This is a genomic window from Aeromonas sp. SG16 (assembly GCF_024436135.1).
Lineage (GTDB): Bacteria > Pseudomonadota > Gammaproteobacteria > Enterobacterales > Aeromonadaceae > Aeromonas > Aeromonas jandaei.
The window spans coordinates 223,284-239,304 of sequence record NZ_JANFNW010000006.1 but is presented as its reverse complement, the minus strand read 5'-3'; the positions used below and the strand labels follow the sequence as shown (position 1 = coordinate 239,304).

Genomic DNA, 16,021 nt, shown 5'->3' with positions numbered 1-16,021 from the left:
CGGCCAAAGGGATCAGACTGTAAATCTGACGGCTCTGCCTTCGAAGGTTCGAATCCTTCTCCCTCCACCATCATTCAAGAAAACCCGGCCTAGCGCCGGGTTTTCGCTTTTCCAGCCCATGCTACCTAACCATCTTGTCAGATCTGACAGTTGCGTTTGCAACCTGTTTTGTTCACTTTGTCACCATCATCGTCAGAGTATTCACATCATGTTTGAGATCTGGGACGAACATGGCCATGCCACCGGGCTCACGCTGCAAGCCCTGAAAAAGCGCATGGAAGGCTATCAGGGCGACCTGATGGTTCGCTACAGCAACAAGCTTGGCCTGCCCACGACGCTCTTCGTGACAGTGAGGCAGGGTATTCCCTACCAGCGCTTCAAAGCGGGCAGCCCCAGACTTGACTGGGAGTGGCTGGCTGGCGCCACCAATGGCGCCATGCCCCGCACCATTCGTGAACAACGCTTCGAGATGGCGCTTGCAGCCATCCACTAGATTACTGACTCACACCGCCAGCTCATCGACCAGCTGCTGCAACAGCGCACAAAACCGCGCCAGTTCATCGCCACACGCTGCGGCACCTTGTTGACGGATCCGCTCCTCCAGCCGCCAGCCCTGCTCAGCAACCTCCGGGATCATCATGGCGAGCGTACCCGCCTGACGGTGCACCCACTCGGCCAAGGCGATATCTTCTTGCGGACGCATGCCAAGTCCACGCTCCAGTTCGTCACGACACTGCTGCAACGCCTGTCGCAACGGCTCACCTGCGCCAAATAGCGAGCTCACCACAGCGAGGTCGAGTAGCCGCTCGGAGGGGAGGATATGCCACTTCTGCAACATCTGGCGCAATCCAGCCAGCAGTACCGGCTTGCCGAGCAGATCGTCCATCCCGGCGGCAAAGCAGCGTTCGCGCTGTTCCGGCAACACGTTGGCGGTCATGGCGATGATCAGCAACCGCTCATCCTGATCCTCCTGCTCGCGCATCTTGCGGGTAAACTCGTAGCCGTCCATCACCGGCATCTGGCAATCGCACAGCACCAGATCGTAAGGAGTGCGCGCCACCATCTCCAGCGCCTGCTCCCCCTGCCCGGCCAGATCACAATGCAAGCCAAGCTGGCCAAGCTGGCGCATCACCAACGACTGGTTTAGCGGGTTATCCTCCACCAGCAGGATCCGGTAGGGCAGCAGCTCGCCGGCTTCAGCCTGTTCGCGCAGCGGAGCCGGCAACAAAGCATCGGCCAATCCCAGCTGGCGATAGCACACCTCGCGTACCGCATGCCAGGTCAGGGGATTGCTGTTGAGCAGATAACGCCCCGCTTCGCGCCGATAACCCATGGGTGAATCCAGCTCTACCAATCCGATGGCATCACCGTGAGCCTGTTCACTGTCGCTAAAGTGCAGATCCGCCCCACCCGCTTGCCCGGTGCAGCTCACCCCCAGCGCACCGAGGTGCAGCAACAGGGTGTGACGCAATTTCTCATCGCGCAGCTCGATGACAGCGCGCATCCCGGCAAGGTGCGGGTCTGGCTCGGAGTGGGCCACAACCGGCAGAGTCACAGTCAGCGTGATAAAGGTGCCAAGGCCCGGCGAGCTCTGCAGTCCAATCTCTCCCTGCATCAATCCGGCAAGGGTGTGACAGATGCTGAGCCCCAGCCCGCTGCCGCCGTAACTGCGGGTAGTCGAGCTCTCCGCCTGTTCAAAAGCGTTGAAGATCCGGCTTTGTGCCTCGTCACTCATGCCAATCCCGCTATCTCGTACCCCGAACTGCAGCCGCTGCCTGCCCTCTGCCTCCTGCAGTACCGCGAGGGAAAGCTCGATAAAACCGCGCTCGGTAAACTTGATGGCATTGCTGACAAAGTTGAAGAGGATCTGGCGCAGTCTTAGCACATCGCCATGCAAGCGAGCCGCCACCTCCTGATCCGCCAAGAGATAGACTCGCAGCCCCTTGCGCTGTACCTCGCTGACGGTCATGGTCAGCACGCTGTCGATAAGCTCCCGCATCAAGAACGGCACTTCGTCGAGCACCATCTTGCCCGCCTCCAGCTTGGCGTAGTCGAGCACGTTGTCGATCAGCGCATGCAGCCCCTGTGATCCCCGGTTGATGATCTCCACCATCTGGCGCTGATCTTCACTCAACCCGGTCAGCGAGAGCTGCTCCGCCATACCGACGATGCCGTTCATCGGGGTACGGATCTCGTGGCTCATGGTGGCCAGAAATTCCCCCTTTATGGTGGCAGCAGACTCGGCTCGCACCTTGGCGCTGGCCAGTGCCAGCTCGACCTGATGCCGGCGGATGATCTCCTGCCGCAAGCGCCAGTAAGCGACCAGCAGCGTCAGGATAAACAAGCTGACGGCCAGCCCGACCGGCAGCAGGGTGCGCACCAGTTTCGCCCTGGGGATCCCTTCGCTGTAATTGAGCGCCAACCAGCTGTTGCGGATCTGGCGCTGCTCCTTGTCGCTCATGCTGGCCAGCACCCGGTTCACCAAAGGCAACAAGGGGGCGTATGGCTCACGTACCGCCACAGCCAGTTCATCCTTGAAGGGGGTTGGCGCGGCGATATGGAGCCGGTCATCAAACTGCTCGGCGACAAGACGGGAGACCACCACCAGATTGCCAATGTAGGCATCCCCCTGCCCCGCGGCGAGACGGGCGAGCCCATCGCTGGCATCTCGGGTCGTGGTCAGTTTAAGGTCGGGCACCAGCGCCCTGAGCTCGGGGATCAACATGCCATCGGTCAGCAGCAACTGTTTGCCGGCCAGATCGGAGAGATCCCCGATAGGGAGGCTACCGCGTGCCGTCACCAGCACCAACGGGAATGATGCGAAGGGCTCGCTGGCATGCCAACCCACCAACCGCTCGATGATCCGTGTGGGCAGTACTGCCAGATCCAGATCGTGATGCAGCAGCAGTTGTTGCAGTTCGGGCCAGCTCTGTATAGGGATGCTGCTGTATGCCAGCCCCAGCTTCTCTTGCAACACGTTCAGATAATCCGCTATCAAGCCGACCGAATTGCCATCCTCATCGTGATAAGAGAAGGGCACCCAGCCGGGGATCAAACCCAGCTTTAGCGGCGGCAGCGTCGAGAGCCAGCCACGCTCATCAGGACGTAGCAAGAAATTGCTGTGCCCCATAAAATTGGGTTCCAGACTCTCCCCCAACCAGCGTTTCTCCAGTTCACTGCGCGCCTCGACCGTCAGCGCCTGAATCGCCGTATCAAGCCGGATAGCAAGAGTGTGTTTCCGGCTGGCAATACCAAGGTGAAGGGTCTCCATCAACAAGGGTGACTGGGCGACCACTGCCAACGCCGGGTGACGCTCGATAAACAGATTGGCCACATGGAGATTGCCGATATAGGCATCTGCCCGACCTTGTTCAACCGCCTGCAATGCACGGCGTGTATCAACAAAGAGCAGAGGTGTGACATTGGGATAATGCAGCTTCACCAGTTTCTCGGTCAGAAAGCCTTTTTCGATGGCAATGCTCGCTGACTGCAACCGGCTCACATCCCGAAACAGGGGGCTGTCCTGGCGCACCACCACCACAGTCGGCGAGGTGTAGTAAGGCAGGCTATAGGTGACGCACTGGCGCACTTCAGAGTTAAAGGCATCAAGCAGGATATCGAGATTGCCACGGCAGGCATCGCTATACATAGCCTCCCAGTCGGGGTAAACCTGCCAAGCAATCTTGTAGTCCAGCTTTTTGGCCAATTGTTCCATCAATTCAACGCTGAATCCGGCTGCGGCCCTGCCGTCCCACTGCTGAAAAGGGCCCCATCCTCCGGCCAATATTCCGACTTCAATCGTTGGGACAGAGGGACCCGATTTCGCCAATACGGCAGGCGTCAAGAAAAAAACAGAGACAATAATTATGAATCGTTTGATTAATGACATAAGCGAACAATATATAGACATAACGATTCAAATATATTTATCAAAAGATATATGCACCTGAAAAAATGGGGTGCGCACGGTAGTATAGAAATGTTAGCTTTGATAGCCTGAATATTATTCACCGTTTCATAAGAGGCTCATCCATGTCCTTCAAGATTATTCTTGCCGATGACCACCCCTTGATTCTGACCGGGATCCGCAGCCTGATTGACCAGATAACCCCCCATTGTGAAGTGATTGCCGAGGCATATCAGGTATCTGACTTGCTGAATTTATTGCAGCAACATCATTGTGATCTGTTGATCACCGATTTCAGCATGCCAGGAGATACCCGTAGCGATGGGCTGGTCATGATCCAGCAGTTGCGCCGGGATTATCCCAATCTTCCCATTATTGTGCTGACCCAAATCCAGAACAGTGCCATCTTGCAATCCCTTATTCAGGCTGGGGTAAAAGGACTGATACTAAAAAAATCGGTTATTAATGAACTTGCCGATGCCATTCGCCAGATACTGCTCGGCCATCGCTATATTGGCCCAACAGTACAAATGCTGCTGGCCAGTGCCGGTATCTCCGGGCAAGGCAACAACAACCCGCTGACGCCCAAGGAGAGTGAAGTAGTGCGCTTGCTGGCCAGCGGCATGTCGGTTACTCAGGTTGCCGACTACCTTCATCGCAGCGTCAAAACCATCAGCACCCAGAAAAAAAGCGCCATGGTACGACTCGGCTTGCAAAGTGATAGCGCTCTATTTCTGTATGCACGGGAGAATGGTCTATATTAACGATTTATTGCGTGACAGGGTCAATAACTGCATCAATAACTATCGTCACATTCCCCTTGTAAGTGCCAGGGGAATCAAGAACACCCTCAACATTTTTACTATTTATCTTGAATAGTAGATAGTCACGTATGGTAGACCCACTCATATTAAATCTTGTGCTTGTTATTGGGCTAAGTAACGTATCTTGACCTTTATTTCTTCTATAAACATCAAGCGCCATTGATTTTTTATTACTATTGTTTTTTAAAAGGCAATTCTTCAAACCTATAAATTCACACTTCAACGTCATTGCTACAGGTACCGAGCTAATAACTTGCATTGGTAGCAATCCGCTGAGTGTCGGCACTCTACTGGAGTGCCATCCTATTCCATCAGGCTGCAAAACTAATCTGTTACCACCGACAGGAAAAATTACCTTAATCTGATTCCTAACAACCAACCTGAATTCTAAATCTATGGACTGTGGTGACGGATTGGGAAGGTCACCATAGTCAAAATCCTTATTGGAACCAACAAGTAACCGTAATCTTCCTTGATAAAGTCCATTCGGTAAGGTTTCAATTCCAATCGGTATCAACTTATAACCAAAGAGAATTTTATTTACATTCGCAACACTTTGACCTCCACCTGATGTAAAAGCACGACTATAGCAGCGACCACCTGTTTTTTGCTCAGCTGGGTTGATCTCATAAAGAAGCGTGTCTGTAGATGAAAGATGAGCATCAACTAGCTTGCAATTAGCAACCGGGTCGGCCTGAGCAATATTATTATCAGCTGACAATGCTCTCTTGGTCATAATAAATCCCGTATGAGTAAAAGAAAACTTCATGTCACGGCTATTCCCCTTTCCATCAGACATAACAACATTTTTCTCCCCAGTGAAGTGGTGATGAAAAAGTCTATGCCAGACATACACATTAGATGATAGAGCCCTATCAATATTCGCATCGATTGCAACGATCCTTGACAATCTATTTTCACATACAAATGAGATAGGCAATGTCACGCATGGATCTGTTATCCTAAAATCTCCACCCACGCCAGAGTTCAATTGCGCATACTCGGCATTAACATACACTGTTATTCCATAGGAAAAAGAACCATAGGTCGATATACACAAAAAAAACAAAACTCTTAGCACTTTGACACCCTATAACAATATGGATAAAAACTGATCGCCAGCACTAATAAAACAATGTACAACATTGCATTGATTAACAGCATGTCATTGAGTTCACCATAAGCTTATTTATAGTTCACCATAAAGTTAACCAAGCGTTACAACAATTTAGTTACTCTTATTTTTGTACGATAACTCTGGGTGAGCATATTAACTCCCCCAACTGAATCACATCAGAATTAACAATTTGTTTCTGTCCCCTTGGTGCACTGTTGCAATTAAGAGTGCCATTATGTTCCACGCTAAATTCTGGCTGTCGTCGACTCGCCTCCAGCGCAAAGAAGCCATCATTTTCGGTAAATGCCCGCCCTATGGGGTTGCTGACCATGGCACCACGCAGCGGCTTGTTTTGCTCGTCCAGCAGGCGACCAATCACAGTAACGGTGCTCACAGCATTCACTTGGCCATAACCCACCCCGCCGCGATTAAGGTGGTAGGGGAGCACGGTCGGCTTGATGGTGAGTGGCATCCCCTCGTGGTCGGCCATCTCCAGTTGCAAGGCACCGCTCTGCAAGGCTGGCACCGAGACCAGATGGCGACCGGGCCCAAGGGTCTGTACGCTGCCCAGATCGTCGCTGACCCGGATCCGCGCCGCCTCATCATCGGCCGCAATATCGAGGATCATCGCCGCCTCATTGCCCATGCCGCCCATATCGCGGGAACCGAGCGCCAGATCCCCTTCATGCCCCAGCGCCAGCACACTCTCCAGGTTGACGCCTCCGGTCACCTCTGCGTTATAGGAGGAGTGCTGGGCAAACAGGTCACCGCCCAACCAGGGCGCCGCGAAGCGGCCATAGCCGGATAGACCGGTACCATAGCTGTCGTGGGTGCTGCCCACACTGACCTGACGCAGCGGCCCCCAATCCACCTCCTGCTGGTAGTTGAGATAGGCGCTGCGCTGGGCTCCGCCCGAGCGAGAAGTATTGCTGCCCAGCCCCAGCGACAACTGGCGATCATCTCCCCCCAAGTTGATAGTGAGACTCAGCGTGCTGCCGCGATCTCGCTGCTGCGCCGTGCTCTCGCTGCCGGGACGATCGAACAGGGTCACCCCCCAGGTCACCCAACGCCCCCAGAGCCGGTCACTGTAGTGCCACCCCAGATCGCCGCCGTTGCCACGACCAGACTGGTGAGAGAGATAGACGCCGAGGGAGCCCCACTTTTCCAGCGATTGCTGCAGCGACAGGCTGGAGACCGCACTCACTTCCCCTTGCGTGCGCAGATTGCGCGAATGGCTGGCAACCAGACTGCTATTGCCATGCCAGTAGATCCCCTGCAAGTCGTAACCCCACCCCATGCCAACACTCTGGTTGAGGGAGGCAAAACCGTGGAGCTGGCTGGTCGCCTCCCAATCGAGCGAGAGGGAGTGCTGGGCACGCTTGTCCACATACTGGCTACCCGCTCCCACCACCAGCGAGGGGAGCAGCAGATGGTTAACGGCAATGCCACCACTGGCCCCCTCCAGATCGCTGTCTCCCTGCCGCACCAGCCACCGGGTCTGACGCCCGGCAAACAGGTTGAAACGCCACGGCTCCTCCGGTGTCTGCCAGTTGGAAGGTTTGTAGATCATCTCGCGCCAACGACGGGTCTCCTGACCATCCTCCAGCAATCGCAGCTCCACCTCGTAGATACCGCCAGGTAGCGAGCGGGTATCGAGCGCCTGCAGACCGGATACGACCGGCTGGGACTGGATGAGGTTACCGTCCCGATAGATCTCCACCATGCCCGGTCGTGCCGGTGCCACCTGGATCGGGGCCAGACTGGGCACCCCGCGTTCCCGGCGCAGCAGATCCGAGCTGCCCCACATCACGCCAAGCACTGTGGGCGTCGCACCACTGTAGTAGTTGGGCTGACGCACCAACCCCTGCGCCGAGGGAAAGAAGAAGCCGAGACGATAAAAATTGGCCTCATGGAGCCGTTCTCCATAGACCTGAGCCATCCCCAGATCAGTTGGCCCACCCTCTTGCCAGGTGGCATCCCCCTCCATAAAAGGGGTCCACTGTCCCCAGCTGCCCTCCAGCTGCAGGTTGTAGTGTCCATTGCGCTGGCTCCCCTGCACCAGGTTCAACTGGTTCTGGACGAGCAAGCCCTTGCTCTCTTGGGGCAACGCCATAAAACGCTGATCCCGCGCCCCCTGCTCCACCTGACCGGTCAGTACCGAGAGCTGGGACTCCTCCAGGCTGTATTGCAACCCCACGATGCCTTCAGGGCAGGCTCGGCTACACTCGCCGAGCGGCAGATGGCTTCCCAGCTTGCTCAACCAGCGTTCACGTGCCCCTTCATCAAATTCGCTCTCCTGTACATCCACCAGTGAGAGCAGTTGTACCGAGTTATCCCGTCCGAGCAGCACTTCCCCATCCCCCAGCAGACGACCGTCAACGGTGACTCGCACCATCAGCGGAACGCCAAAAAAGTGCTCTTCAAACCCCTCGGGCAACTGCCGCGCCTGTTGCAGCAGCAGTGCCGGATCTGCCGCCAGAGGGGCAGAGAGCAACAACCCGAACAAGAGAAGAAGAGAACGAACCATGAAGTGCAACCTGAATGCCTGGAATCTCAATTAAAGGGGGGCCTGATGGCCCCCACATACCCAAGTCAGCCACCTTGAGCAGGCGGAGCCTCGGACTCAAACATCATGCTGACAATCCCCTGATAGTTGCCGGGCTTGTAGCCACCGCTTGGTGCCACGGCCGGGATGATCTCCAGTCCGACCTGTTTGCCGGTATTGGCATCCGCCTGGGTCAACAACTCGGCGGATGTGGTGGTCAGCGCGACACCTCCGACCTTGACCGTCAAACCAATGCTCTCCTTGCCGCTGGCCATGGTGGCGGGATAGACCAGATAGCCCTTGATGGGGCCAAGAGTGCTCTTCATCTCCAACTGCTTGGCTAATGGCTCCAGCTGCTGGTTAAAGGGGTTAAACGTCAGTTTCTGCGGGGTACTCATCCAGTCACCCACGGGCTGCACATAAAAGTTTTCGGTCGGGATCTGCGCCGTTACCGTCACCGTATGCTCTACTCGCTCGGCCGCCATCAGCGTATTGCTCGCCAATAGCAAGGCCGGGATGATCGATAACTTCTTCATAACTACTCCTTCAGGTGTGATTACCTGTCTTGTGATATATCGGGATTCAGAGCTTGAACTCCTTGAATACCGACTTTTTCCCTTCGATCAGTTCAAAACGAACTATTCGGGTTGCCTCTTCACTGACCCGCTTTTTAACGCCAGGCAGCAGATGCATCTTCTCCGGTTGACTACATGAGCTCTCTTTTGTGTCACACAGCTCCAGATAATCGAGAATAACGGTGGCATTACCCCGGTTCTCCACATAAAGGGCACCGGTTTCATGTTCAATCCGGGTGTCATAACGGGTCTCTTTGGGTGCCACAAACAGAATGGTGCCAAAACCGGTCATTATGCTGACACCGGCACTTATTTTCTGTTGTGGTGGCAATTCGGTTATTTCATCATCCTGTGGTTTGACCGGAACAAAACGCACCCGAAAATAACGTTCCTGCTCCCGTTCTCCCATATATATAAAACGGGTGGCCTGCATGCTGTTTGCGGGAATAATTAACCTTGATGGGCTGGTCACCAACTGACGAATGCCCTCCTCCGGTAACTCCCGCTCCTGTGGCACGCCATCAGCACCATATACAATCTCGGCCAACGTTATTTTGACAAAGGCCGTCTCATCACCAATATTTCTAACCCGCTTTAGCAGGGTGCTTTTCTCTGCCGGCATATAGTCATATAAAGTACCAACGCTGATATCCGGCGATGCCAATGCGTTACTGCTCAATATAAACAGCAACAAAACAGAAAATTTATTCATGGGTGTTGTCACACTACTAAAATAGAAAGAGACTCTGTCATATTAGAGCTCTAATAAATGTTTACTTGCAAACAATTCAATAATTATATTTTGTTTGGTTGTTCATCATTAAGGCCAGTCTAGATAATGCTCGCACCAAACTTAATCGGAATAATCTGATATTGCCAAACTATTCTCCTCTCTATCTCCCTTTCAATAATCGGACAATTCCTACAGCCAGACTTCTGTTGCCTCTCGTATTATTCGCAGCTATATCCGTCAACAGGTGAGTGCCATGTTTGCGTTCAAAGAAGAGTTTCCGGTCAGTGGCGTGGCATCCCTGACGACAGCGGACATTGCCGTACCCTTTTATCAGCCAATCGTTGACCGGGATCGCCAGATCATCGGCTTTGAAGCGCTGGCCAGACGCTGGGATCCCGCCCGGCAGGGCTACCAGGGCATCGACTTCCTGACGCTGAGCCAGGGTGAAGCTCTGGACATCGATATAGTGATACTGAGAGCGATTTGGCGTGACCTGCCCACACTGGCACGCCATGCGCCCTGCTCCCTCTCCATCAACTTGAACCCTGCACTTGAGAGCTCGACATACCAGAACCTGCTGTTGCTGGTGATCTTGCAGGCTCGCAAGCTGGGGATAGCGATCTGGTTCGAGGTGCTGGAACACGCGCCGCTCTATCGCAAACATCGGGAGCTGATCGAAGTGCTGCGCAGCCACGGCGCTCATATCGCCTGCGATGATTTCGGCACCCAGGAGTGCAATTTTCAGCGGGTGATGGCACTCCCCTACGAGATCATCAAGCTGGATCGCTCCCTGCTGCTGCAGGCGAGCAAGAGTAGCCATGCCTTGCGGATGCTGAGCGGTCTGGTGGAGTATCTGCAGCGCTTCGGCATGAAGGTGGTGTGCGAAGGGGTCGAGACCCTGACTCACATCGAGATCGCCAACCAGCTAGGTTGCGACTATCAGCAGGGCTATGCCCACGCCATACCCGCCCCCCTGTCTCGTTGGGCCTGACAGCGATACACCCCGTCCCTCTTTATCCCTGCCAAATTGCATGATGGCGTGGGGGCGAGTACAATCTCGCACCCCGAATATCTGGCGCATATGTTATAAGCGTGCAGGCTGGATATGCCGTTATCGGGTGGCAGAGCACCATGTGATGGCTTGCACTGCTGCTCAATCCATACGGCGCCATCAGGTGGCGCCGTCCTGATTTGCAATCAGATACGAAGAGTCCGACATGTTTAAACCAGAATTGCTCTCCCCCGCCGGTTCCCTCAAGAACATGCGTTACGCCTACGCCTATGGCGCCGATGCCGTCTATGCCGGCCAGCCCCGTTACAGCCTGCGGGTGCGTAACAACGAATTCGATCACGAGAATCTGCAGCTCGGCATCAACGAAGCCCATGCCCTCGGCAAGCAGTTCTACGTGGTGGCCAACATCCAGCCCCACAACTCCAAGCTCAAGACCTTTATCCGCGACATGCGTCCGGTGGTGGAGATGAAGCCGGATGCGCTGATCATGTCCGATCCCGGTCTCATCATGATGATGCGCGAAGCTTTCCCTGATATGCCCATTCACCTGTCAGTGCAGGCCAACGCGGTCAACTGGGCCACGGTGAAGTTCTGGCATCAGATGGGCCTGACCCGGGTCATCCTCTCCCGCGAGCTGTCGCTGGACGAGATCGAGGAGATCCGCATGCAGGTGCCGGAGATGGAGCTGGAAGTGTTCGTTCACGGGGCGCTGTGCATGGCCTACTCCGGCCGTTGCCTGCTCTCCGGCTACATCAACAAGCGCGACCCCAACCAGGGCACCTGCACCAACTCCTGCCGCTGGGAGTACAAGGTGCACGAGGGCAAGGAAGACGAAGTGGGCCAGATCGTCCATCGTCAGGAGCCTATCGCCGTGCAGAAAGTTGACCCGACGCTGGGCCTCGGCAAGCCGAGCGATGCACTGGTGCTGCTGGAGGAGTCCAACCGTCCGGGCGAGTACATGAGTGCGTTCGAGGACGAGCACGGCACCTACATCATGAACTCCAAGGATCTGCGGGCCATCGAGCACGTTGAGCGCCTGACCAAAATGGGCGTTCATTCGCTGAAAATCGAAGGCCGCACCAAGTCCTTCTACTACTGCGCGCGTACCGCTCAGGTCTATCGCAAGGCCATCGATGATGCGGTTGCCGGCCGTCCGTTCGATCGCAGCCTGATGGGCACCCTCGAGAATCTGGCTCACCGCGGCTATACCGAGGGCTTCCTGCGCCGTCACAACCACAGCGAATACCAGAACTACGACTACGGCTACTCTGTCTCCGACACCCAGCAGTTTGTCGGCGAGATCACCGGTCGCCGTGGCGACATGGTGGAAGTGGAAGTGAAGAACAAGTTCCTGGTGGGCAACAGCCTGGAACTGATGACCCCGCAGGGCAACGTCCGCTTCAATCTGGAACAGATGGAGAACCGCAAGGGCGAGCTCATCGACACCGCGCCGGGCAACGGTCACGTGGTCTATGTGCCGGTTCCCAAAGATCTGGATGTGAACTTCGGCATCCTGCTGCGCAACCTCGGGGATCGCGAAGACACGCGCAACCCCCATACGGCGGCTTGAGATGGCGCTGCTCATCACCGACAAGTGCATCAACTGTGACATGTGCGATCCCGAGTGCCCGAACCAGGCAATCAGCTTAGGGGAGGAGATCTACGAGATCGATCCCGGTCGCTGCACCGAGTGCGTCGGTCACTACGAGAAGCCGACCTGTATCAGTGTCTGCCCCATCGACTGCATCATCTGGGATCCCGCCCATGTGGAGACCGAAGATCAGCTGATGGAGAAGTTTGTGCGGATGCACAGGCAATAAATGCAAAAGGCCGGGTTATCCCGGCCTTTTTGATCCCCGCTCATCGAATGGGCACTACTTTTTGTTGACCAACCGGTTCAGCTCACCCAGCTCCCGCTGCGCCTCCAGCAAGTCGGTCTGAGCCTGCTCCAGCTTGTTCTGCTTGTCGGCCACCTTGCCCGGTTTGCCGGACACTCTGGCCTCCTGCAGTTCAAGCAGGCGCTCATTGACCTCTCCCCGCAGCTTGCTTACCCGTTGTTTCTGCTCCTTGAGGAGTCCTTCGTCGGTACAGTAGGCCTTGATATTGCGCGCGGCCTGCTCCAGCCCGGCAATCTGCCCGGCATTGTTGTGTGCTTTGGCAAACACCAGCTGCTCGTTGACCGCCTGCAGGCGGGCCTTGCAACCGACAGGCTGACTGGCACAGGCCGAACCTGCCAACAGCAGCAAGCCGGCTCCCAATACTTTCCACATCTCGATTCATCCGGTCTTGTTTGCGAGCTGACCATAAAAACCTCGATCGGCAGCAGGGTCAAGCAAGCGGGAAAAAGGTGCGACAGAAGTTGTGTCATATCACGCAATTGCCACCTTATTGGTTCTACAATGGCGCTCTTTCCAATCGGGAGTCTCTTATGAATCAACAAATTGTGGTGATTGCCAACGGTGCCCCCTATGGCAGCGAATCCCTGTTCAATGCCTTGCGTCTGGCCATTGCCCTCAACGAACAGGGCGGTGCCAGCCTCAAGCTGTTCCTGATGTCCGATGCGGTGAGCGCGGCGCTGGCCGGTCAGGCGCCTGCCGAAGGGTACAACCTGCGCCAGATGCTGGAGATCCTGCTGGCACAGGGGGTGACCATTCGCCTGTGCAAAACCTGTACCGATGCCCGTGGCATTACTGCCCTGCCGCTGATCGAGGGCATCGAGATCGGCACCCTGCCGATGTTGGCCCAGTGGACCCTCGCCGCCGACAAGGTACTGACCTTCTAATACCGCTCGCCTTACTATCCAGTCCGATGAAATGGCTCTGTCGACAAGAGCCATTTCAGTCTCCACCCCACAAGTGTCTACACTATCAATTGCAAATTATTTCCAATAAGGCTACGGCAGCGACACGGAGTCCTGCCGGCCCCCTTGATAGAGAGCGGCGATGAAACCCACGGAACAGACCCTGCTGGAGCAGATGCGGATCACCGAATTTGAAATTGCCCATCGCAAAGAGCTGCTTTTGCTGAACGAACAGGATGTCGCTCTGCTGGCAAGTTACAGCGGCAAGATCGAGCCCCATATCGATGAGCTGGTCGACAAGTTTTACCAACAGCAGACCGCCATCACCGAGATTGCCCTGCTGATAGGCGATGCCGATACCCTCAACCGGCTGCGAGCCGCCCAGCGGCGTTACATTCTCGATCTGTTCAGCGGTCTCTACGATCTGGAGTACGTCAACAACCGGCTGCGGATCGGGCTGGTGCACAAGCGGATCGGCGTCGAACCCAAGCTCTATCTGGCCGCTATCAACACCCTCAAGGCGCTGCTGATCGAAAACATCTTTGACCAAATCGGCAACGAGAGCGAGCGGATCGCCATGCTGGCGGCGCTGGACAAGCTGATCCTGTTCGACATCACACTGGTCTTCGAAACCTATATCCGCAGCCTGGTGTCAGAGATCGAGTCGTCCAGAGAGAAATCGGAGAACTATGCGAAAAGCCTCGAACAGAAAGTTCGCGAGCGCACCCATCAGCTGGAGGAGCTCAACCGCACCGATGCGCTGACGGGATTGCTCAACGTTCGCCACCTTAACGATCAGCTGCAGCTGACGCTGCGCTCCTGCCAGCGACGGGCCGAACCGGTGGCCATCGCCTACCTCGATATCGACAACTTCAAGCAGATCAACGACAGCGAGGGGCACCAGCGCGGGGACGAGATCCTGCGCACCGTCGGTACCTGCATCCGTCAGGTCTTTCGCACCGAGGACAGCTGCTTTCGCTATGGCGGGGATGAGTTCTGCCTGATCCTGCCCAACTGCAACGAGGCGCAGGCGCGAGATATCTATCTCAAGCGACTGACCCAGGCGATAAAGGATCAACTGGCCGGGATCACCCTCAGTATCGGCATAGTCCAGACCGGCCCCGAACACTACGACGAGGGACTAAACCTGATCCGGCTGGCAGACGAGCGGATGTATGCCGCCAAACGAGCCCTCAAGACGGTTTCCCCCAAAGAGCGCCATTGAGCACTCAGTTGCTGCCGGGCTTCGACACGGCTGCCGCAGGGTGCCGCACGCGGGCTCCCCGTTCATAGAGCCAGAAGATGGCCACGCAGAGCAGCGCCATCAGCAGGAATAGCAGCTGCCCACTCCACTGCTCCAGGATCCAGCCCCCCAGCAGAGCCCCGACGGCGCTGCCCAAGCCTGCCAGCGCACTGGCACCAAAATAGCTCCCCTTGAGATGGCCGGGCGCCATCTGGTCGATCAGCACGTTGAGCAGGGGGAAGAGGATGGTCTCGCCGATGCTGAGCAGCAGCACAGCGGCAAACCAGTGGCTACGCACCAGCGGATCCCCTGCAGCAAACAGCAGCTGGGCCGCCAGAAACAGAGCCATGCCGATATGCAGCCGTACCCGCACCGGCCAGCGCGAGAGCAGCCGCAGCAGCGGGAACTGCAGCAACACCACCGTCAGGGCATTGGTCGCCACCAGCAAGGCAACCAGCTCGGCTACCTGCGGCATGCCGGCGCGGGTCAGGTACTGAACCAGTGGCGAGTGAAATTGGGAGTAGACCAGCACCATCAGCAGATTGGCCATCACCAGCAGCAGGAAAGCGCGATCCGCCAGCAACACCTGAATGGCATCGCGCAAGCCGGGACCGGCAGCGCCATGACGGTGAGAGGAACCCGCCCGACGAAAGCCCCAGCCAAAGGCGACCCCCAGCAGCAGATAGCTCGTGGCCAGAAAGAGGAAGGTCTCCTGCTGGGCATTGATCCCGAGCGTCACCCCGAGCAGTGGCCCCAGCGCGGCACCGAGGTTGAGCAGGAAATAGCGCAGGTGCAGAGCCAGCTCCCGCGCCTTGGCCGACGCCAGACTGTCAGCCATCAGCGCCTTGCCGGGCGCATCGATAAGCCCGGAGGCAAGCCCGCTCCCCATCACTCCGACGCCAAGCCAGAGCACGGAGTGGGAAAAGCCGAGCAAACCAAAACAGAGCATCGCCACCAGACAACCGCCGAGCAAAATGCTGTGCCGCCCGAAGCGGTCTGAAAGCCAGCCGCCGTAGAAACTCACCAGCGTCGAGAGCGCTGCCGAGCCCCCCAGCAGCAGGCCGATGAGGGTTGCCGAGAGGTCATACTCCCGATAGAGCAGGATGGAGAGAAAGGGCCACACCATGTAGTAGCTGGTGCGCACCATGAAGGTGCCCAGAATGACGATCCAGACCAGCGGGGTAAATTGCCTGAAGGTGCTCCATGGCATTGGCCTGCTCCATGGCCCGTAGGGCCTGCAATGAAAGGGGAAAGCCTTCAGTTTT

Annotated in this window: 14 protein-coding genes; 7 read left to right on the top strand and 7 right to left on the bottom strand. The window is 56.3% G+C overall.

The window, feature by feature from the left end:
• The first annotated feature begins 208 nt into the window (after positions 1-208).
• Positions 209-493, top strand: coding sequence for a hypothetical protein (locus NOM67_RS15585; protein ID WP_255938491.1), 285 nt, complete (start codon positions 209-211; stop codon positions 491-493).
• A 9-nt stretch (positions 494-502) separates the two neighbouring features.
• Here the strand turns inward: NOM67_RS15585 and NOM67_RS15580 are convergent, their stop codons facing one another.
• Positions 503-3,910, bottom strand: coding sequence for a transporter substrate-binding domain-containing protein (locus tag NOM67_RS15580; RefSeq protein WP_255938489.1), 3,408 nt, complete (start codon positions 3,908-3,910; stop codon positions 503-505).
• A 122-nt stretch (positions 3,911-4,032) separates the two neighbouring features.
• Here NOM67_RS15580 and NOM67_RS15575 point away from each other — a divergent pair, with 122 nt between their 5' ends.
• Positions 4,033-4,671, top strand: coding sequence for a response regulator (locus NOM67_RS15575; RefSeq protein ID WP_041210730.1), 639 nt, complete (start codon positions 4,033-4,035; stop codon positions 4,669-4,671).
• Between the two features lie 4 nt (positions 4,672-4,675).
• On the opposite strand, the gene NOM67_RS15570 is transcribed toward NOM67_RS15575, so the two are convergent.
• The 4 genes from NOM67_RS15570 to NOM67_RS15555 all read right to left on the bottom strand — a co-directional run bounded on the left by NOM67_RS15570 (position 4,676) and on the right by NOM67_RS15555 (position 9,680).
• Positions 4,676-5,530, bottom strand: coding sequence for a hypothetical protein (locus tag NOM67_RS15570; RefSeq protein ID WP_255938486.1), 855 nt, complete (start codon positions 5,528-5,530; stop codon positions 4,676-4,678).
• Positions 5,531-5,969: 439 nt separating this feature from the next.
• Positions 5,970-8,375 (bottom strand): TcfC E-set like domain-containing protein, encoded by a 2,406-nt coding sequence (locus NOM67_RS15565; RefSeq protein ID WP_255938484.1) that lies wholly within the window; start codon positions 8,373-8,375, stop codon positions 5,970-5,972.
• Positions 8,376-8,440: 65 nt separating this feature from the next.
• A complete protein-coding gene (locus NOM67_RS15560; RefSeq protein ID WP_041210728.1) occupies positions 8,441-8,929 on the bottom strand; it encodes a CS1 type fimbrial major subunit in 489 nt (162 codons plus the stop codon).
• Positions 8,930-8,975: 46 nt separating this feature from the next.
• Positions 8,976-9,680, bottom strand: a complete 705-nt coding sequence (locus NOM67_RS15555; protein WP_255938483.1) for a hypothetical protein — start codon at positions 9,678-9,680, stop codon at positions 8,976-8,978.
• 274 nt (positions 9,681-9,954) lie between these two features.
• On the opposite strand from NOM67_RS15555, the gene NOM67_RS15550 reads away from it, so the two are divergent.
• From NOM67_RS15550 to NOM67_RS15540, 3 genes are all read left to right on the top strand, one after another.
• On the top strand, positions 9,955-10,692 hold the full coding sequence (locus NOM67_RS15550; RefSeq protein ID WP_255938482.1) for an EAL domain-containing protein: 738 nt from the start codon (positions 9,955-9,957) through the stop codon (positions 10,690-10,692).
• 226 nt (positions 10,693-10,918) lie between these two features.
• Positions 10,919-12,283 (top strand): tRNA 5-hydroxyuridine modification protein YegQ, encoded by a 1,365-nt coding sequence (gene yegQ / locus NOM67_RS15545; protein ID WP_215805328.1) that lies wholly within the window; start codon positions 10,919-10,921, stop codon positions 12,281-12,283.
• 1 nt (position 12,284) lies between these two features.
• Complete coding sequence (locus NOM67_RS15540) at positions 12,285-12,533, top strand: YfhL family 4Fe-4S dicluster ferredoxin (protein WP_041210724.1); 249 nt, start codon at positions 12,285-12,287, stop codon at positions 12,531-12,533.
• Positions 12,534-12,587: 54 nt separating this feature from the next.
• Here the strand turns inward: NOM67_RS15540 and NOM67_RS15535 are convergent, their stop codons facing one another.
• The gene (locus NOM67_RS15535; protein WP_042030074.1) at positions 12,588-12,983 is read right to left on the bottom strand and encodes a DUF1090 domain-containing protein; all 396 of its coding nucleotides are present in this window, start codon (positions 12,981-12,983) and stop codon (positions 12,588-12,590) included.
• A gap of 158 nt (positions 12,984-13,141) precedes the next feature.
• On the opposite strand from NOM67_RS15535, the gene NOM67_RS15530 reads away from it, so the two are divergent.
• A complete protein-coding gene (locus NOM67_RS15530) occupies positions 13,142-13,495 on the top strand; it encodes a DsrE/DsrF/TusD sulfur relay family protein (RefSeq protein WP_041210722.1) in 354 nt (117 codons plus the stop codon).
• A 160-nt stretch (positions 13,496-13,655) separates the two neighbouring features.
• Positions 13,656-14,738: a protoglobin domain-containing protein gene (locus tag NOM67_RS15525; RefSeq protein WP_104014142.1), complete on the top strand. Its 1,083-nt coding sequence runs from the start codon at positions 13,656-13,658 to the stop codon at positions 14,736-14,738.
• A gap of 4 nt (positions 14,739-14,742) precedes the next feature.
• Here NOM67_RS15525 and NOM67_RS15520 read toward each other — a convergent pair whose 3' ends face one another.
• A complete protein-coding gene (locus NOM67_RS15520) occupies positions 14,743-15,966 on the bottom strand; it encodes an MFS transporter (protein ID WP_156853188.1) in 1,224 nt (407 codons plus the stop codon).
• Positions 15,967-16,021 lie beyond the last annotated feature (55 nt).